16 protein-coding genes are annotated in these 19,040 nt (G+C 67.4%); 11 read left to right on the top strand and 5 right to left on the bottom strand.

The genetic code is table 11. The annotated features are described in order from the left end of the window. Nucleotides 1-36: 36 nt before the first annotated feature. Nucleotides 37-1,437: a UdgX family uracil-DNA binding protein gene (locus tag SOM18_RS16435; RefSeq protein WP_320481990.1), complete on the bottom strand. Its 1,401-nt coding sequence runs from the start codon at nt 1,435-1,437 to the stop codon at nt 37-39. Between the two features lie 83 nt (nt 1,438-1,520). Here SOM18_RS16435 and SOM18_RS16430 point away from each other — a divergent pair, with 83 nt between their 5' ends. From SOM18_RS16430 to SOM18_RS16405, 6 genes are all read left to right on the top strand, one after another. Beyond that, nucleotides 1,521-2,369 (top strand): shikimate 5-dehydrogenase, encoded by an 849-nt coding sequence (locus SOM18_RS16430; RefSeq protein WP_031439962.1) that lies wholly within the window; start codon nt 1,521-1,523, stop codon nt 2,367-2,369. 113 nt (nt 2,370-2,482) lie between these two features. Continuing rightward, nucleotides 2,483-3,598 (top strand): PHB depolymerase family esterase, encoded by a 1,116-nt coding sequence (locus tag SOM18_RS16425; RefSeq protein WP_320481989.1) that lies wholly within the window; start codon nt 2,483-2,485, stop codon nt 3,596-3,598. 158 nt (nt 3,599-3,756) lie between these two features. Next, nucleotides 3,757-6,606, top strand: coding sequence for a pitrilysin family protein (locus SOM18_RS16420; protein WP_320481988.1), 2,850 nt, complete (start codon nt 3,757-3,759; stop codon nt 6,604-6,606). Between the two features lie 17 nt (nt 6,607-6,623). Continuing rightward, on the top strand, nt 6,624-6,923 hold the full coding sequence (locus tag SOM18_RS16415; protein ID WP_031439525.1) for a hypothetical protein: 300 nt from the start codon (nt 6,624-6,626) through the stop codon (nt 6,921-6,923). Between the two features lie 80 nt (nt 6,924-7,003). Continuing rightward, nucleotides 7,004-8,824: a DUF885 domain-containing protein gene (locus SOM18_RS16410; RefSeq protein WP_031439526.1), complete on the top strand. Its 1,821-nt coding sequence runs from the start codon at nt 7,004-7,006 to the stop codon at nt 8,822-8,824. A 98-nt stretch (nt 8,825-8,922) separates the two neighbouring features. After that, a complete protein-coding gene (locus SOM18_RS16405) occupies nt 8,923-10,005 on the top strand; it encodes a glycosyltransferase family 2 protein (protein ID WP_031439527.1) in 1,083 nt (360 codons plus the stop codon). Here SOM18_RS16405 and SOM18_RS16400 read toward each other — a convergent pair. The 3 genes from SOM18_RS16400 to ykgO form a co-directional block, all read right to left on the bottom strand. After that, the gene (locus SOM18_RS16400; RefSeq protein ID WP_031439528.1) at nt 10,002-10,697 is read right to left on the bottom strand and encodes a murein L,D-transpeptidase catalytic domain family protein; all 696 of its coding nucleotides are present in this window, start codon (nt 10,695-10,697) and stop codon (nt 10,002-10,004) included. The genes SOM18_RS16405 and SOM18_RS16400 overlap by 4 nt on opposite strands. A gap of 287 nt (nt 10,698-10,984) precedes the next feature. Further along, nucleotides 10,985-11,620, bottom strand: a complete 636-nt coding sequence (locus tag SOM18_RS16395) for an HAD family phosphatase (RefSeq protein WP_320482070.1) — start codon at nt 11,618-11,620, stop codon at nt 10,985-10,987. 4 nt (nt 11,621-11,624) lie between these two features. Beyond that, complete coding sequence (gene ykgO, locus SOM18_RS16390; RefSeq protein WP_003046794.1) at nt 11,625-11,750, bottom strand: type B 50S ribosomal protein L36; 126 nt, start codon at nt 11,748-11,750, stop codon at nt 11,625-11,627. 157 nt (nt 11,751-11,907) lie between these two features. Here ykgO and SOM18_RS16385 point away from each other — a divergent pair, with 157 nt between their 5' ends. The 5 genes from SOM18_RS16385 (at nt 11,908) to SOM18_RS16365 (ending at nt 16,223) form a co-directional block, all read left to right on the top strand. After that, nucleotides 11,908-12,522 (top strand): hypothetical protein, encoded by a 615-nt coding sequence (locus tag SOM18_RS16385; protein WP_031395071.1) that lies wholly within the window; start codon nt 11,908-11,910, stop codon nt 12,520-12,522. An 11-nt stretch (nt 12,523-12,533) separates the two neighbouring features. Continuing rightward, a complete protein-coding gene (locus tag SOM18_RS16380) occupies nt 12,534-13,670 on the top strand; it encodes a M14 family metallopeptidase (protein WP_031439530.1) in 1,137 nt (378 codons plus the stop codon). A 91-nt stretch (nt 13,671-13,761) separates the two neighbouring features. Next, nucleotides 13,762-14,448 carry a 2,3-diphosphoglycerate-dependent phosphoglycerate mutase gene (gene gpmA, locus SOM18_RS16375; protein WP_031439531.1) on the top strand — a complete coding sequence of 229 codons (687 nt, stop codon included), beginning with the start codon at nt 13,762-13,764 and terminating at the stop codon, nt 14,446-14,448. 240 nt (nt 14,449-14,688) lie between these two features. Beyond that, on the top strand, nt 14,689-15,144 hold the full coding sequence (gene purE / locus SOM18_RS16370; RefSeq protein ID WP_031395074.1) for a 5-(carboxyamino)imidazole ribonucleotide mutase: 456 nt from the start codon (nt 14,689-14,691) through the stop codon (nt 15,142-15,144). Between the two features lie 11 nt (nt 15,145-15,155). Continuing rightward, nucleotides 15,156-16,223: a 5-(carboxyamino)imidazole ribonucleotide synthase gene (locus tag SOM18_RS16365; RefSeq protein WP_031439532.1), complete on the top strand. Its 1,068-nt coding sequence runs from the start codon at nt 15,156-15,158 to the stop codon at nt 16,221-16,223. A gap of 19 nt (nt 16,224-16,242) precedes the next feature. On the opposite strand, the gene SOM18_RS16360 is transcribed toward SOM18_RS16365, so the two are convergent. Then, a complete protein-coding gene (locus SOM18_RS16360) occupies nt 16,243-18,849 on the bottom strand; it encodes a glycoside hydrolase family 9 protein (protein WP_192191204.1) in 2,607 nt (868 codons plus the stop codon). Nucleotides 18,850-19,040: the final 191 nt, after the last annotated feature.

Here is a 19,040-nt window from a genome sequence, read left to right as displayed (position 1 = left end):
GATGCGGCGCGCGAAGGGAAGGGCCAATCGGTTCGCCTAAGCCAGCCGCGCGCCGGCCATTCGCAGATCCTCGACGAATCGCGCATATTCCTCGTCGGCCTGGACCTTGTCCGGCAGGCGCAGCAGGTAGCTGGGATGGACGGTGATCCATGCCTCGCCGCCGCCGGGAAGCTGCAGCGCGCGGCCGCGTTCCTTGCCGATCGTCATCACCTTGCCGAACAGCGAGCGGGCCGCGGTGGCGCCGAGCGCGACCGTCACCTTGGGCGCGACAAGCATCTGCTCCTGCTCGATCCACCACCGGCAGGCCTCGATCTCGCCGGCGCCGGGCTTGGCGTGGATGCGTCGCTTGCCGCGCTGTTCGAACTTGAAATGCTTGACCGCGTTGGTGACATAGGCGCGGCTGCGGTCGAGTCCCGCCTCCGCCATCGCGCGGTCGAACATCTGACCGGCGGGGCCGACGAACGGCCGCCCGGCAAGATCCTCCTGGTCGCCTGGCTGTTCGCCGACGAACATCAGTGGCGCGTCGATCGGCCCCTCGCCGAACACGGTCTGGGTCGCGGGCTTGTAGAGCGGGCAGCGGGTGCAGCCCGCGGCCTCGTCGCGCAGCGCCGCCCAGGCGATCATGCTGTTGCCGCCGACGACGTCGCGAGCGCGCTCGATCATCCCGCTCTCGCGTGCCTGTGCGGTGGCAATCATGCCGGGGACGAGATCGGTTTCAGGCATGTTCTTCCAGTATTTGCGGGGCATCTCCTTCAACATCGCGCCGATTTTCACGCGCGCGGGGTTGAAGGTGCTGGCGTAATAGGTCTTCCAGACCTCTTCGGTCGGATCGCCCTCGGGTGCGTCGGTCTTCTTGGCGCCCGGTCCTTCGCTGAGCATCGTCCCGTCCCAGTGGATCGAGACGTCGGGGGTCAGGATCGACCAGCGCATGCTCGCGAAGCGGTTGACGAAGAAGGCGGCGTTGGCGCGGACGATGTGGTGATCGGGTTCGAACCAGGCGACGAACCGGGTTGCGCCCTCCTCCTCGACCTCGCGGAAGCGCAGGAACGCGCGCATCTTGTGGATGTCACGGCGGACATCCTTGGCGATCCGGTCGAGCCGTCGCACGAGAGGATCGGCCCGATCCTCGATCAGCTTGGGTTCCCGGCGCAGGCGGTGGAGCAGCGTGTAAAGCAACGCGAACCGCTCCGGATCGCTCCCGAGGATGACGCTGCGGGCAAGATCGAGGAACGCGCGCGGGACCGAGACGGTCGCGGAGGCAGCCCGCGGCGCGGATGCTGCAGGAGGATCCGATGGCACCGTCCCGAACAGGTCGGCGGGGGCACTGCCCACCTGCCACACCACGTCGTCGGGGGGCACGTTATCGGCCATCAGGCCGCGCGCTGCATCGCGCCAGCCATCGAAATCGTCCGGTTCGGCAAGGGGCACGACGCGCATCGCCGGTTCTACGCCGGGTAGCGGCGCTTGTTCCGCCGCGCTTGTATCTCGACCCCGGCGGATCGCCGTCCTATTTTATGGCGATGACCCAACAGACCTCAGCCCCGGAACCCGCTCGTCCGCTGATCGGGCGGGATACCCGCTTGTGCATGTCCTTGTCCGCGCGACCGGGCAATTTCGGGACCCGGTTCCATAATCGGCTCTATGCGCTGACCGGACTCGACTATGTCTACAAGGCGTTCTCGACCCGCGACTTGGAGGGCGCGGTGCGCGGTATCCGGGCGCTCGACATCCGCGGCTGCGCGATCTCGATGCCGTTCAAGGAGGCGGTGATCGCGCTGCTCGATGGACTCGCGCCCTCGGCCGCGGCGATCGACAGCGTCAACACGATCGTGAACGACGAAGGCGTGCTGACCGGGCACAACACGGATTATGCCGCGGTCGCAGCGCTGATCGCGGATATCGATCCGGCAACGCGGTTCATGCTGCGCGGGTCGGGCGGGATGGCAAAGGCGGTCGCCGCGGCGTTGCGCGACACGGGCTTTCGCGACGGCGTGATCGTCGCGCGCAACGAACCCGCCGGTCGTGCGCTCGCCGATCTCTATGGCTTTGCATGGGCCACGGATCTTCACACGGAAGAGCAGGCGGACCTGCTGATCAACGTCACGCCGATGGGGATGACGGGTGCCGATGCGGACGCGCTCGCTTTTCCGCCGGCGATGATCGCGGCGAGCGCCATTGCGTTCGACGTCGTGCAATATCCCCCGGAAACGCCGTTCCTGCGCGCCGCGGCAGCGGCGGGGAAACGCTGCATCACCGGCACCGAGGTCGCGATCCTTCAGGCGCTCGAGCAGTTCGTGCTCTACACCGGCGTCCGCCCGAGCGACGCACAGGTCGCCGACGCTGCCGCCTTCGCGCGGTCGCACGGCTGAGGTCCGGCGGCGATTTACCCTTGTGATCGGGCAGGGGCGGCACAAGATATGCTGCACTGCACCATTCACGGGGCCGGGCGTCAAGGCGTCGGGCGCGCATGACGGGACGATCGATGGCCAGGCTTTCGGAAACACTCGCGCAACTGGCGAAGGCGCAACGCGCCGCGGCGGCGCGCTTCGCCGAGCAGCCGGAGGGCGAGGACTCGCGCCTGCGTCCGCTCGAATCGTTCGGCGCGAATCCCGGCGCGTTGCGTGCGTTGACCTATGTGCCCGAGGCGACGTCCGACCGGCGGATGCCATTGGTCGTGGTCCTCCATGGCTGCACGCAGACCGCCACGGGGTATGACCGGGGGGCGGGCTGGTCCGATCTTGCCGACCGGCACGGGTTCGCCGTGCTCTATCCCGAGCAGCAGCGCGCGAATAACGGCAATCTCTGCTTCAACTGGTTCGACGCCGAGGATATCCGCCGCGGTGGCGGTGAGGCGCAGTCGATCCGGTCGATGATCGCGACGATGGTCCGCGACGTCGCGATCGATCCCGACCGCATCTATGTAACGGGATTGTCGGCCGGCGGCGCGATGGCTGGCGTGATGCTCGCCACCTATCCCGAGCTGTTCGCTGCCGGGGCGATTATCGCAGGTCTTCCCTATGGCACCGCGACCTCGATGTCGCAGGCGCTCGACCGGATGCGCGGGCGGGGCCTGCCCGCCGATCCCGCGCTGGCCGCGCTGGTCGACGGCGCGGCGCCGGCCGGCGGACGTGTGCCACGCGTCTCGGTCTGGCACGGCGATGCCGATGCGACCGTGGTGCCCGCCAATGCCGATGCGATCGTCGCACAGTGGCGCGGCGTGCACGGGCTCGCCTACGCACCCGACGAGGTCGAACAGGTTGAAGGCCATGCCCATCGCCTCTGGCGCGACGCGCAGGGCCGTGCCGCGGTCGAGGAGTATCGGATCCGCGGGCTGGGCCATGGCACACCGCTGGCCACGACGGGCGCCGACGGCCTCGGCCAGCCGGGTCCGCACATGCTGGAGGCGGGGATCTCGTCGACGTTGCACAGCGCCGCGTTCTTCGGGCTGATCGAGCGCCCATCGGCGCGCGCGGCGGCGACCCGCGCGAAGCCGAAGCCCGCATCGCCGCGTCCGCACCCATGGAGCCACAGTCCGGGCCGATCGCAGGTCGGCGACATGATCAACGGTGCGCTCCGCGCTGCGGGGCTGCTGCGCTAGCCACGGGAGCGGATCCGGCAATGGTACGGGCGGGCGGCGCAGGTCGTGACGCCAAGGATCGATCGAGATCCACGCCAACCGCGAAGGCGGCAGCTTGCGGGGCGGCAATCCACTGTTATACCTTGGTATAACAGTCGTCGTATCCCGGGGGAAAATCCATGTCGTTGAAGCTCTTGGCCCTAGCTGGCGTCGCCACCGCCGCGCTTGTCGCGCCGGTTGGCGCGCAGGTCGCAAAGCCTGCACCGGTCGCCACGCTCGTCACCTCGGTCGATATTCCCTATCAGCAGTTCACGCTGAAGAACGGGTTGCGCGTGATCGTGCACACCGACCGCAAGGCGCCGGTCGTCGCGGTGTCGGTCTGGTATGACGTCGGGTCGAAGCACGAGCCGCAGGGCCGCACGGGCTTTGCGCATCTGTTCGAGCATCTGATGTTCAACGGCAGCGAGAATGCGCCGGGCGATTTCTTCGCGCCGCTGAAGGAGGTCGGGGCGACCGACTTTAACGGCACGACCTCGTTCGACCGGACCAACTATTTCGAGACGGTCCCCGCCGCTGCGCTCGAGCGCGCGCTGTTCCTCGAGAGCGACCGGATGGGGCATCTGACCGGCGCGATCACGCAGGGCGTGCTCGACGAGCAGCGCGGCGTCGTCCAGAACGAGAAGCGCCAGGGCGACAACCAGCCATACGGCCTCGTCCAGTACAAGCTGTTCGGCGGGCTGTTCCCCGCGGACACGCCCTATGGCCACACCCCGATCGGGTCGATGGCGGATCTCGACCGCGCCAGCCTTGCCGATGTGAAGGACTGGTTCCGCTCGCATTACGGCCCCAACAATGCGGTGCTGGTGCTCGCGGGCGATGTCGATGCGGCGACCGCAAAGCCGCTGGTCGAGAAATATTTCGGCGATATCAAGACGGGCCCAAAGTCGGTCCTGCCGACCGTCACCGTGCCGACGCTCGCCGCGCCGGTGAACGAGGTGATGAAGGACCGTGTCGCAGCGGTGATGATCAGCAAGAACTGGGCGGTGCCGGGGATGCTCGATCCCGATGCCGCGGCGCTCGACGTCGGCGGTACGGTGCTGGGTGGGCTCGCTTCGTCGCGGCTCGACAATGCATTGGTCCGCAAGGAGAAGCTCGCGGTCAATGTGTCCGCCGGCTATAGCGACATGGCGCAGATCGGCATGTTCACGATCCGCGCGATCGTGCGGCCGGGCGTCGATCCCGCGGTGGTGTCGAAGCGGCTCGACGAGATCCTTGCCGACTTCCTGAAGACCGGACCGACCGCGGACGAGATCCAGCGCGTCCAGACCCAGGCGGTCGCGGGTCGGATCCGCGGCTATGAATCGGTCGGCGGGTTCGGCGGCAAGGCGGTCGCGCTGGCGGGCGGCGCGCTTTATGCGAACGACCCGGGCCACTACAAGAAGGAGCTGGCGGCGATCGCGGCGCAGACGCCGGCGAGCGTCAAGGCCGCCGCGACGCGCTGGCTGACGCGCCCCGCCTATACGCTGACCGTGGTCGACGGCGAGCGCGACAAATATGAGGAGGCGGTCGTGCCGCCCGCGGTCGCGGTGAAGCCCGCTGCCGAGACGCCGGTCAAAGGCACGCGCGCCGGCGGTATCCCCGCGGTCGGCACGCTGACCGGGCTTGCCTTCCCTGCGGTCGAGCGCGCGCGGCTGTCGAACGGAATCGAGCTCATCTATGCGCGTCGCGATGCGGTGCCGATCACGCAGGCGGTGCTGAGCTTCGACGCGGGCTATGCCGCCGATGTCGCGGACAAGCTCGGCACGCAGCAGCTGACGCTGAGCGTGATGGACGAGGGGACGCGGACGCTCGACGGGATCGCGCTGGCCGAGGCGCGCGAGCGGCTGGGCGCGTCGATCGGGACGGGCACCTCGCTCGACCGGACGACGCTGTCGATGAGCGTGCCGAGCGCAAACCTGACGCCCGCGGTCGCGCTGTTCGCGGATATCGCCCGCAATCCGGCCTTCGCGGACGAGGAGGTCGGCCGGGTCCGCAACCAGCAGCTGGCCGGCATCCAGCAGGAACTGACCAGCCCTCAAGGGCTGGGCAACCGCGTGATCGGCAAGCTGATCAACGGCGACACCCCTTACGGCAAGGCACAGGGTGGTGGTGATCCAAAGGCGGTCGCCGCGCTGACGCGCGCCGACCTGGTCGCGTTCCAGCAGGCGTGGCTGCGCCCCGACAAGGCGAAGATCTTCGTCGTCAGCGACCGCCCGCTCGCCGAGGTCAGGGCGGTGCTCGACCGCGGGTTCGGCGACTGGACGGCGCAGGGGCCGGCGGGGGTCAAGAGCTTCCCGACGACGCGTACCCCGCTGACGCCCAAGATCGTGCTGGTCGACCGGCCGAACAGCCCGCAGTCGCTGATTCTCGCGGGCCAGCGGACCGGGTTGAAGGGCAGCGACGACATGCTCGTGTTCAACACCGCGAACGATGCGCTGGGTGGCAGCTTCCTCAGCCGGATCAACATGGACCTGCGCGAGGAGAAGCACTGGTCCTATGGCGCGGGCGGGCGGTTCCAGACGGCCGCGTTCGATGCGCCCTATGGCATTTCGGCCGGGGTGCAGGCGGACAAGACCGGCCCGTCGATCACCGCGCTGCAACAGGACGTGACGCAGTTCGTGACGACCAAGCCGATGACCCAGACCGAATTCGGGCTGGCGATCGACGGCGGGATTCGCGCGTTGCCCGGCAGCTTCGAGACGTCGGTCGCGGTGCTCGGCGCAATGCAGCAGAATGATTTGTTGAAGCGCCCCGACGATTATTACGCGACGATCACGCGACGCTACGGCGCGCTGACCTTGCCGCAGCTGAACACCGCGATCGCGGGAGTGATCGACGTGAAGAAATTCACCTGGGTGGTCGTCGGCGATGCCAAGACGGTCAAGCCGCAGCTTGACAGCCTGGGGTTGCCGGTCGAGGTCGTGAGCGCGGCTTCGGTCGCGGGGCTGCCGGTGGTTCCGGTGACGCCGCTTGCGGCCAAGGCCAAGTAATCGAAGGAGAGAATAGCATGGCAAATGTCGATGGCAGCTGGGATTGCGTCGTGAAATCGCCGCTGGGCGATCAGAAGATGACGCTGACTGTGAACAGCGCGGACACCAGCTTTTCGGGCGCGGTGTCGGGTGCGATGGGCGGCATGGATGTGACCGGCGAGGTCGATGGCGACACGCTGAGCTGGAAGCAGGCGATGACCGTGCCGATGCCGATGACGCTCGACTGCAAGGCGACCGTCGATGGCGACACGATGACCGGCACCGTCGGTGCAGGCGCCTTCGGCAGCTTCCCGCTGTCGGGAACGCGCACCGCTTGATCGCCTCTGGCGTCATGACGTGACGAAGAACGGCCCGTCTTCCCGGTGGAAGGCGGGCCGTTTGCATTTCGGAGAGTGGGATGAGCTTGAAGATCCATCGCCGTGCGGTGCTCGCCGGCACGATGCTGGGCGGCGCGGCGTCGCTGGTACCGGCGCTCGCGCAGGCGGCCGAGGCGCCCGCGACGCCGCTGTCGCGACTGTTCGACCAGCTCGTCCAGGCGCAGTTGCGGCGCAGTCCCGAGAGTGCGACCTCGCTCGGGCTCGACACCGGCGCCAATGCCGATCTGCGCGCGAAGCTGTCGGATCCGTCGGCGGCGGGGATCGCCGCGGCGAAGGCACAGACCAGGGCCGAGCTGGCGCAGCTTGCAGCGATCGACCGCGCCGGGCTGTCGCCGGCGGAGCGGATCGACCTCGACTGCGTGATCTATACGCGGCGGTCGGCGGCGGCGGTGCAGGCGTTCGATTTCGGCGGCACGTCCTATGGCCCCAGCCCCTATGTCGTGTCGCAGCTGTCGGGTGCGTATCAGTCGGTGCCCGATTTCCTCGACACCAAGCACCGGATCGAGACGAAGGGCGACGCCGACGCCTATCTGCAGCGGCTCCAGGCGTTTGCTGGACAGATCGACGCGAACACCGCGCGCATGCGGCATGACGCGGGCGTCGGCGTTGTCGCCCCCGACTTCATCCTCGACCTCGCGCTCGACCAGATGACCAAGACGCGCCAGCCCGCAAGCGAGGCGCTGGTCGTGCAGAGTCTCGTCCGGCGCGCGGCGGCCAAGGGGCTGGGCGAAAGCTATGGCCGCGATGCCGCGCGGATTTATGACGCGGCGGTGCTGCCCGCTCTCGACCGGCAGATTGCGGCGACCCGCGACCTCCGCCGGACGGCCACGCATGACGCCGGCGTGTGGAAGCTGAAGGAGGGCGCCGCCTTCTATCCCGCCGCGTTGCACGCAACGACGACGACCAATTTGTCACCCGACGAGGTGCACAGGTTCGGGCTCGACCAGGCGAAGATGCTGTCGGCGCAGCTCGACACGCTGTTGCGCAAACAGGGGTACAGCAAGGGCAGCATCGGCGCGCGGATGGCCGCGCTCTACAAGAATCCCGACCAGCTCTATCCCAACACCGATGCGGGCAAGCGCGAGGCGATCGCCTATTGCAACGACCGGCTGGCGGCGATCCGCGCGAAATTGCCTAGCGTGTTCGAGCGGATGCCGCCTTACGGGTTCGAGGTGCGGCGCGTGCCTGCGCAGACCGAAGCCGGTGCCGCCGCGGCGTTCGCACAACCACCGGCGATCGACGGCTCGCGGCCGGGGCTGGTCTATTTCAACCTGAAGGACAGCGCCGACTGGCCCAAATTCTGCCTCGCGACGACGGTCTATCATGAGGGACTGCCGGGGCATCAGATGGAGAGCGGGCTTGCGCTGTCGAACACGCGGCTGCCGCTGATCCGCAAGATGACGAGCTTTTCGGGCTATGGCGAGGGCTGGGCGCTCTATGCCGAACAGCTTGCGGACGAGATCGGTATGTATGACGACGATCCGCTCGGGCGGCTCGGCTATCTGAAATTCCAGCTGTTCCGCGCGAACCGCTGCGTCGTCGATACCGGCATCCATCACCTGCGCTGGATCCGCGAACAGGCGATCCGCCATTTCATCGACGCGGAAGGCGAGGCGGAGGGCTTCGCGACGCGCGAGGTCGAGCGCTATTGCGTCAACCCGGGCCAGGCGGCGAGCTACAAGCTTGGCCATTCGGTGTTCGTTGATATCCGCGAACGCGCCAAGGCGAAGGTGGGCACGGCGTTCGACCTCAAGGCCTATCATGCGGCGGTGCTCGCTTATGGTCGCGTACCGCTCGATATGCTGCGCGAGATCGGCGATGCCTGGATCGCGAAGGGCTGAGCGAAGGGCGCGCTGAGCGGCGGGCCGCGTAACTCTACGTAATCGCCCGTTAAAGCCTGACCGTGCAAGGGGAGGGGGATGCCGAGTGCTCCCCCTCGATGACGCGTGCCGTCCGCCCAAGGCCCGATCCGGTCATCAGCGTCGTCATGCCGGTGTATAATGGCGCAGCCTTGTTGCCCGCCACGCTCGACAGCCTCGCCGCGCAGTCTTTCATCGATTTCGAGGTGATCGTCGTCGACGACTGCTCGACCGACGCGACCCGCGCCTGCGTTGCGGGCTGGTCCGATCCGCGCGTCAAGCTGGTGGCGATGCCGGTCAATGGCGGCCCCGTGCTGGCGCGCAACGCCGGGGTCGCTGCAGCGCGGGGCCGCTATATCGCCGCACTCGATGCCGATGATCTGTGTCGCCCCGACCGCTTCGCCCGCCAGGTCGCGTATCTGGAGGCGAACCCGGCGACCGTGCTGCTCGGGACGGCGGCGGACCTGCTCGTCGACGGCGTGATCAGGCCGTCCGACCATGCCGCGATCACCACGCCCATGCTCATCGACTGGCTGACGGGAATCGAGAACCCGCTGATCTGGTCATCGGTCATGATTCGCGGCGACGCGGCGCGGCGGCTCGATCCGTTCATGCGGCCCGAGCGGCTCTATGCGGAGGATTTCGACCTGTATCAGCGGATCGGCCGGTTCGGCGCGATCGGACGCCTCGACGAGCCGCTGATGGTGTACCGGGTGCACGCGGGCGGGGTCTCGAAGCGGTTCACCGAGCGGATGGAGACCGTGGCCGCGGCGATTCTGGCCGAGCGGCATGCGGATCTGTTCGGTGAACGGGTGGACCGGATCGCAGCGCTGATCGTGGCGCACATCCTGGCACGGCGCGCGGTGCGCGATCGTGCTGCGTTGACGGCGCTGGGCAGCGCACTGGGGGTGATCCAGGCCGAGTTTCTCGCACGGCATCGCTGTTCGGGGGAGGATCGCCGGCTGATCCGGTGGGAAACCGCGCGGCGCTGGCGCGGTGTCGGGCGGGCCGGCCTGCGTGCGGGGACGCTCGGGGTCGCCGACCTGCTTGCCGCACGGCCGGCGCATCTCGGGCTTGGCTATGCCGGGCTGCCCGCGCTGCTATGGTCCGGGGCGATCGGCGGCGTACGCCGCGCGATGCGCCAACCGGCGTGTGCGCCTTAGACCTTCGCGGCGAAGATCATACGGCCCTGGCCGAGGCGTGCAAACACCTGGTCTAGGTCCTTCTCGCCGACCGCGAAGCAGCCTTGGCTGCGGCCGAGCATGCCGTGCGACGCGATCATGTCCTTGTTCGCATACCAGGCCGAATGGACGACGATCGCCCGACCGAGTGCGTTGTTGTTGGTGCGATCGAGCCCGATCAGCCGCTGCGACCGACCATGTTTGCCGACATAATAATCGTCGGTCACGAAGGCGCCTTCCGACGACGCATTCGAGCCGAACGCGTTCGAGAAGCGCTCGAGATAGCCGGTATGCGCGGGGTCCGAGCCGCTGCCGTGCGACACGAGCAGCGACGTGCTGCGGCCGCTGGCGAGGTCGACGAAGTGGAACCGCGGCTGCGACGACGAGGCGGTGAAATCGGCGATCGCGATCCGGTCGTGATGCGGGATCCGGCTGCCGTTGCGACCCAGCGCGGCCATCGCCTGGCGCAGCAATTCGGGGCGCACGACGCGCGACGACGAAATCGGCATCGCCGGCGAACGCGGCAATGGTGGCTGAGTCATCGGCTTCAAATCGCGTGCCGTAAGACGTTGTGTTGCAGATACCGCACTCGGAACTGCAAGTGCACCGGCCAATACTAGACCGTTCTTTAGAATGGCACGACGATCTCGCCGTGCGCCCTGTTCATCGTACATCGAAATTCCCGAAAAACCCCAATCCCGTGACCCTCTCTATAGCGTAGAAATGATGAACATTCCTCAACCATTTCCACCAGTTGTCGTGATGTTCCTTCTGTCCGCCCCGGGAAGGAGGCGGTTCGTCGTAGGCGCGTGCGCGGCGAGGTGACTCTCCGGCTGGCCAGCGGCGTCGGAGTGGGTTGCCATATCAGGCGACACGATCGGTCCTGACGCGGCACATCCGATGCGCGGTCTTCGGGCGTTTCTATTGGAAGTACGGGCGCGCATCGTCGTGCGCGCACGGTTCAGCGCGGGGGCGTTTCGCCCGTAGCGGCAATCGGCAGGCCAAGCTCGATGAGTCGCGAGCGGAAGCTGGCGGCATCGGTGAAGAGCACCGATTCGATCTCTAGCGCGCGTGCGGCGGCGATATTGGCCGGATTGTCGTCGACGAACACCGTCTCGTCCGCACGCACGCCGAATTGATCGAGCGCGAGCCGATAGATGGCGGGGTCGGGCTTCACGATCTTCTCGTCGCCCGACACGACGATGTCGCGGAAGCGGTCGAACATCGCCGATTCGCGGGCGCGAAACGGCGGCCAGAATTCGTGGCTGAAATTGGTGATCGCGAACAGCGGTACGTCGGCGGCGTCGAGATCGCGGACGAGCTCGTGCATCCCCGCAATCGCCGGGCCGATACTCTCGTTGAAGCGCGGGCCCCAGACGGCGATCAGATCGGCATGCTGCGGATGCAACGCCGCAAGCTCCGCCGAGGTGTCGGCGAAGTCGCGGCCAGCATCATGCTGGAAATGCCAATCGATCGTGACGACATCGCGCAGGAACGCGTCGAGCGCCCGATCGTCATCGATCAGGCGCTCGTACAGGATCCGGGGATCCCAATCGTACAGGACACGACCGACGTCAAAAATGACGCTGGTCTTCAGGGGTTTAGCCCTGGCGTGCCTTGAAGCGACGGTTGGTCTTGTTGATGACGTAGGTACGGCCACGACGACGGATCACGCGGTTATCGCGGTGACGATCCTTGAGCGACTTCAGGGAATTGCGGATCTTCATGATCGATTCGCTTCTTTTCAAATCTAGGTGTGCGGAAAGACGAGATCGCCTAATGGCGGGGTGTGTCCAAGTCAAGCAACAGACGCACTCGTTCCGGCCGGGAACCCTCCCGGCTGGTCCAAGCGTTACTGTAGCGCAACATTCTAAGGAAGTCCCGATGGCGGTTCGTTCGATCATGGTTCTCGCGCTGGCGGGCGCATCCCTCACGGCCTGCGCGACCGGTCCGTCGCTGCCGCCGACCGAGGTCTTGCGCTATCACCTCGGCGAGCCGCTCGACCGCGGCACGATCGCGGTCCAGCCGCTGACCGCGGGCGCGCCTGCAAGCCTCGAGTTCAAGAGCTATGCCGCCGCCGTGCAGGGCCAGCTGATCAAGGTCGGGTACAACCCGCCCGCGCCGGGTGCCAAGCCGATGCTGATCGCGACCGTCGCCTTTACGCGCACCACGCAGGCAGGGCCGCCCAAGCGGTCGCCGTTCAGCGTCGGGATCGGCGGCGGTGGCTTCAGCGGCGGCCGGGGCGGCGGCGGTGTGGGGCTTGGCGGCGGGGTCGGCTTCCCAATTGGTGGGGGCGGCCGCGACGCGATCCTGGTCACCGAGATGGCGGTGACGATCAAGCGGTCGCTCGACCAGTCGCCGGTCTGGGAGGGGCGCGCGCAGACCTTCGCCGACGCAAGGAAGCCCGATGCGACGAGCCAGATCCAGGCCGAAAAGCTCGCCAGCGCGCTGTTCGCGGGGTTCCCCGGCGAGTCCGGTCGCACTATCCAGGTGAAATGAACGATCGCCCGATGACCGCCGCCGCCACCACGCCTCTCGCCATCAATGCCGCCTTCGATGGCGGCAATATCCGCCTCGTGCGGGTCGATGGCGACCGGATCGACCTGGAAATCGTCAAGGACCGCGACTCCGACTATTTCCAGTGGTTCTACTTCCGCGTGGCGGGGGCGGCGGGCCGGACGCTGACCTACCGGATCCTGAATGCCGGTCGTTCGGCCTATCCGTTCGGCTGGCCCGGCTACAAGGCGCGGGCGAGCACCGATCGGCAGGCGTGGCGGATGATCGAAACGCGCTACGCCGATGGCGTGCTCGAATTCGACTTCACCGCCGAGACCGACCTCGCTTGGTTCGCCTATTTCGCGCCGTACACGATGGAGATGCATGCGGCGCTGGTCGCGCGGACCGCCCTGCTGCCGGGCGTCACGCACCGCGAGCTCGGTCAGTCGCTCGACGGCCAAGCGATCGATGCCTTCACGATCGGCACCGGGCCCAAGCAGGTCTGGATCTATGGCCGCCAGCATCCCGGCGAATCGATGACCGAATGGTGGATGGAAGGCGCGCTGGAGCGGCTGACCGATTCGGCCGACCCGGTGACCGCGACGCTGCTGGAAAAGGCGACGTTCCACGTCGTGCCAAACATGAACCCCGACGGCACGTATCGCGGGCATCTGCGCACCAATGCGGCCGGGGTGAACCTCAACCGCGAATGGGCGACGCCGAGCGCGGAAAAGAGCCCCGAGGTCCTGTGCGTCCGCAACGCGATGGACGTGACCGGCGTCGACATAGCGATGGACATTCATGGCGACGAGGCGATCCCGGCGAACTTCATCGCGGGCTATGAGGGCATCCCGTCCTGGACCGATGCGCATGGCGAGAAATTCTACGATTATGGCCGCCGTCTCGCGGCGCACACGCCCGACTTCCAGACCGAGAAGGGCTATCCCAAGTCCGCGCCGGGCACCGCCAACCTGTCGATGTCGACCAACCAGCTTGCCGAGCGCTTCGGCGCGGTATCGATGACGCTCGAGATGCCGTTCAAGGATCACGACGCGAATCCCGATGCCGAATATGGCTGGTCGCCGGAGCGGTCGAAGCAGCTCGCGCACGCGATGCTCGAGACGCTCGCGGATGTAATCGACGCGATCTGATCCCTAACCGTCAGCCTGACTTTCGTCAGGATGACGGTTAGGGGGCGATCGCCGCATTTCCATTTCGTCCCTCGCCATTGCAGGAGCCCGCATGCCCAAACTCGTCCTGATCCGCCACGGCCAGTCCAGCTGGAACCTCGAAAACCGTTTCACCGGCTGGTGGGACGTCGACATGACCGCCAAGGGCGAGGCCGAGGCCAAGGCGGCAGGCGAGCTGATGGCGGCCAAGGGTCTCGATTTCGACCAGACCTTCGTCAGCCTGCAGACGCGTGCGATCAAGACGCTGAACATCGCGCTCGAGGCGATGGGGCGGCTGTGGCTGCCGGTCGAGAAGGACTGGCGGCTGAACGAGCGGCATTATGGCGGGCTCACCGGGCTCGACAAGGCCGAGACCGCGGCCAAGCATGGCGACGCGCAGGTCCATATCTGGCGCCGCAGCTTCGACGTGCCGCCGCCCCCGCTCGAAGATGGCAGCGAGTTCGACCTGTCCAGGGACCGCCGGTATGACGGCATCGCGATTCCGAAGGCCGAAAGCCTGAAGGACACGATCGATCGCGTGCTGCCCTATTGGGACGCCCGGATCGCGCCGGCGCTCAAGGACGGGCAGCGCGTCCTGATCTCGGCACACGGCAATTCGCTGCGCGCGCTGGTCAAGCACCTGTCGAACATCCCGGACGACGAGATCACGAGCCTCGAGATCCCGACGGGTCAGCCGATCGTGTACGATCTGGACGCGAACCTAAATGCGACCGATCGTTACTATCTAAGCGAGCGGTAAGCCTTTCTTCTCGAAGGCCGGGGCCCAGTTGGAAAAGTAGCAGTGACGAGGCGCCGTGCTTCGTTAACGGCATCCCCCAGACCCCGGCCTCCGCCGGGGAGGTGCGGTCGGAAATGGTGGCAATCGCGTTTGCCGGTCGATCCGTACGATGCCACCAACAGCGTTGCCCTCGTCCCCCCGCGTCGCTAGGCACGGCGCTTCCTGAAGCGGGGGGCGAAATTGGCTCTAGTCGGCATCATCATGGGCAGCACCTCCGACTGGGAGACGATGCGCCACACCGCCGAGACGCTCGATGCGCTCGGTGTCGCGTACGAGACCAGGGTCGTGTCCGCGCATCGGACCCCGCAGCGGCTCTACGACTATGCGACGACCGCCGCCGATCGGGGCCTGAAGGTCGTGATCGCCGGCGCGGGCGGCGCAGCGCATCTGCCCGGCATGGCGGCCGCGATGACGCACCTGCCAGTGCTCGGCGTGCCGGTCGAATCCAAGGCGCTGAAGGGCATGGATAGCCTGCTGTCGATCGTCCAGATGCCCGGCGGCATCCCGGTGGGCACGCTGGCGATCGGCAAGCCCGGCGCGATCAACGCGGGGCTGCTCGCCGCGGCGATCCTCGCGACCGCCGACGACGCGCTGGCCGAGCGGCTGAAAGCCTGGCGCGCCGCGCAGACCGATTCCGTCGCCACCGACCCAGCCTGAAAGACGCCGACATGACGCCGCTTCCCCCCGGATCGACCATCGGCATTCTCGGTGGCGGACAGCTCGGCCGGATGCTTGCCACCGCCGCGGCGCAGCTCGGCTATCACACGCATGTGCTCGCCCCCGACCAGGAAAGCGTCGCCGCGCAGTCCGCCTCGACGATGACGCGCGCCGATTATCACAACCGGATCGTGCTCGCTGACTTCGCCGACGCCTGCGACGTGGTGACCTACGAATTCGAGAATATCGCAGTCGAGCCGGTCGAATGGCTCGCCGATCGCGTCCCCGTGCATCCGAGCCCGCGCGCCTTGCGGGTCGCACAGGAGCGGATCGGCGAGAAGCGCTTCGTCGAGAGCGTCGGTGGCCGGCCCGCGAAATGGGCGGCGGTCGACAGCCTCGCGAGCCTGCGCGAGGGGCTGGCGCGCGTCGGGACGCCCGCCGTGCTCAAGACCGCGCGGTTCGGCTATGACGGCAAGGGGCAGGTGAAGATCGACGCGCCCGAGGGTGCACAGGACGCCTGGGATGCGATCGGCGGACCCGCGGTGCTCGAGGCGTTCGTGCCGTTCGAGCATGAATTCTCGATCCTGATCGCGCGCGGGCTGGATGGCAGCATCGTCCGCTACGCTCCGCCGCTCAACCTCCACCGCGATGCGATCCTGCGGCACTCTACCGTGCCCGCGCCCGCCGCCGTGCTGGCGCAGGCGGACGAGGCGGCGGCGCTCGCCGAGCGGATCGCGACCGAGCTCGACTATGTCGGCGTGCTGGCCTGCGAGTTCTTTGTCGGCGCGGACGGCCCGGTGTTCAACGAGATGGCGCCGCGCGTGCACAATTCGGGGCACTGGACGATCGAGGGCGCCGAATGCTCGCAGTTCGAGAATCATATCCGCGCGATCTGCGGTTTGCCGCTCGGCGCGCCGACGCTGACCGGGCGCGAGGCGACGATGGAGAACCTGATCGGCAGTGACGTGGATCGCTGGCGGGATCTGCTCGCCGAACCGGGCGCGCATCTGCACCTCTACGGCAAGGGGACGGCGCGGCCCGGCCGTAAGATGGGTCACGTCACGCGGGTGCGGCGCTAGGCGCGGCACCCGCTGCGCGTCACTTCGCCGGGGGCTTGCCCGCAAGATCCTGCATTGCGTGCGCCAGTTCGATCCACATCGCGCCTTCGGGGATGACATATTCGTTTTCGCCCCAGAAGAACGGCCAGTCCTCGTGATTTTCGGGGAAATCGGGTTTCACGATCAGGACACCCGGCACCACGCCGCCGGCGATGAACGAGAAGTCGGCGCGGTTGTTGCCGTAGGCGACCTCCTTGGATCGTGTCCCGACGCCCGACACGAACGAGATGTCCGAACCGGGGTGATGCCCCAGCAGGAACTCCGCACCGCGGAACACCGGATCGGCGGGCATGATGTCCGGAAACGCCTTGTGCAGCGCATAGGCGTTCAGCGCACCGGCGATCACCGTGCCGCTTCCGGCCCAGCCGCCCGTCGTGATCGGCACGCCGAACGGGTTTGCTGCGGCCGCTTTGACCGTCGCGGCCGCATAGGCGCGGACCGCGGGGATCATGCCCTCGCGATAGCTTTGCGGCATGAGCGGGATCGCGGCGACGGCGTCGCGCAGGTTGAACGCGAAGCGCCGCTCCATCGCCGGCCATAACGCTTGGACCGCGGTGGCATAGCGCGGGTCGCGGGTCGTGCGCAGCAATTCGACGGCGGCGGCGAACCGCTCCGAGTCGAGCGGGCCACCGGTGGTGTTGCCATGCTGGTACAGGTCGGGGGCATGCGTCTGCTCTTCCGCCCAGATGCGCGTCGCGATCCCCAGCGCCGTCCTGGCCAGCGCCGGATCGGCCTCGCCAAGTGAGCGCGATGCGGCGGCAAGCGCGGCGATCGAGCCATAGTTGAGCGCCGAAGCCTTGGTCGTGAAGGCCCAGCGATCGTCGGGCGTCCCGCTGCGGCCACCGCGTTCCTCGCCGAGCTTCAGCGCCGGATCGTGGATCAGTCCGTCGGTCTTGGTCGATGCGTCGCCGAGATGCGTATATTGCGCGACGTCGGGCTCGACGATGCCGTGGATGGCATGACCGACCGCATCGAACTGGGCAACCAGCTGCAGCGTGCCGTGGCGGATCTGCTGGAGCAGATCGGGCGTGCCGTCGGGGACGTGGATCTCCGTCCGGCGACGGGTCCAATCGACCGCGGTCGTGTCGCGCGTCGGGCGCCATTTCTCCCAGGTGTCGACCAGCGACCGGACGACCTGATATTGCGACTGGGTGCGGATGTCGAAATCGCCCGCGTCGAACCAGCCGCCGACCGCGAGACCGGGGATATGCTCCCCCGGCTTGTACTTGGTGTCGGTGGTCGGCCCCTGCGCGTAGAGATCGATATGTTCGTGGTTCAGCGGCGCCTGACGCGCATCGTCGCGGTGCGCGTCGCCATGCCAGACGCGATAGCCCTCGTTCACGTACATGTGATCCATTGCGACGGGGAAGTAAACGTCGAGCGTCGGATGCCATGCGCCCGCATAGACGTCGTCCGCGATGCGGAACGGCGCGGTGCGCGTCGCGCCATATTCGAGCATGTAGAGGCCGGGCTGGCGGACGTCGCTGAAATCGAGCTGGTGATAGCTGTAGCGCAAATAATCGCCCCAGCGGGTCGCCGGTGCGGTCTTGACCGTTGTCGTGCTGCCATCGGCGCCGACCCGCAGCAGGCGCGCCGGTGCCGTCGTGCGATCGTTGCGGTCGAGCTCGATTGTCGCGACCTTGCGTGCGCCGGGGGCATAGCCGAGCTGCGAATGCGCGATCACGGGCGCGCGCAGCCAGCCCGGGACGCTGTTCGGCTGAACCTCCCATTCGAGCACGGTCCCGATCCGCCCGGCAGGCAGGAGCGAGCGGAGCACGAACCAGCCATTCTGCGCCTGATTACGACCGTCGAACAGCTGCACCGGCGCGCTCGAGCGGATCGTCACGCGGCGGGCGGGATCCTCGGGCGCGAGGACGAAGCGGGTGCCCTGCGCAATGGCGTTCGGCTCTGCGCCCGGCCCCTCGGCGCGACCGCTCGCCGCATTGCGCTGTGGCGTCGCGGTCATCGTGTCGGCGGGGTGCAGCGGGAAGACGCCGCTGCGATCGTCCGCGATATAGCCGTGGTGAAAATAGGCGGCGGGGAGGAATTCGAGGTTGAATCCCGCCTTGCCCGCAAGCGCCGCGGGAACGGGCGCGTCGAGGATCACCGCCAGCGCGACGGCCGCGCCCTTGGTCGAGGAGCGGATCCGGTATCGCCAGTTATAGTCGGGATATTCGAGCGTGACGGTGACGGTGCCGGCCGCGCGATCGACCTGCCGGTCGACGAATCGCGCGGTCGCATCCCATTGCCCCGGCGTGGCGGACAGGCGCACGTCGCCATTGGTCGCGATCCGTTCGCCCTGCTGGATGATCTCGACGCCGCTGATCTTCGAATCGGCGAACAGCCCGTCATACCAGTTCGAGAAGACCAGCACGTTGACGGCCGGTGCCTCGTAATAGCCCGCCTCGCCAAGCGTCGGTGCAACCGCGTCCGGGCGCGCGGCCCGACCTGTGCGGGCAGGGGCGATGCGTGGTCGTGCGGTGGCATCCTGCGGGGCTGCGGCATCGCGCGGCAGCGCGCGCGCGACCCCGGGTATCGCGGTCGAAACCAGTGTCCCCAGCAGGCAAAACCAAGCCGTTCCCGTCATATACCCTCTCCCAAGTCCCAATGTCGCCGATCGCTGACCGGTCATTCTTACTCCGACTATAGCGCTAACTTTCGGCGGCGCTACCATGTGATCAGGACCTGGAATGCCAGCCGATACGCGGCTGGACATGATAGCGGTATCGACTTACGTTCGCGCCTTACGAGCAGGGCAGGCATCGGGCGAAGGCGCCG

Origin of the sequence: Sphingomonas sp. CFBP9019 (genome assembly GCF_034045155.1) — a bacterium.
Taxonomy (GTDB): Bacteria; Pseudomonadota; Alphaproteobacteria; order Sphingomonadales; family Sphingomonadaceae; genus Sphingomonas; species Sphingomonas aerolata.
This window is presented reverse-complemented; position numbering and strand designations above follow the sequence as displayed.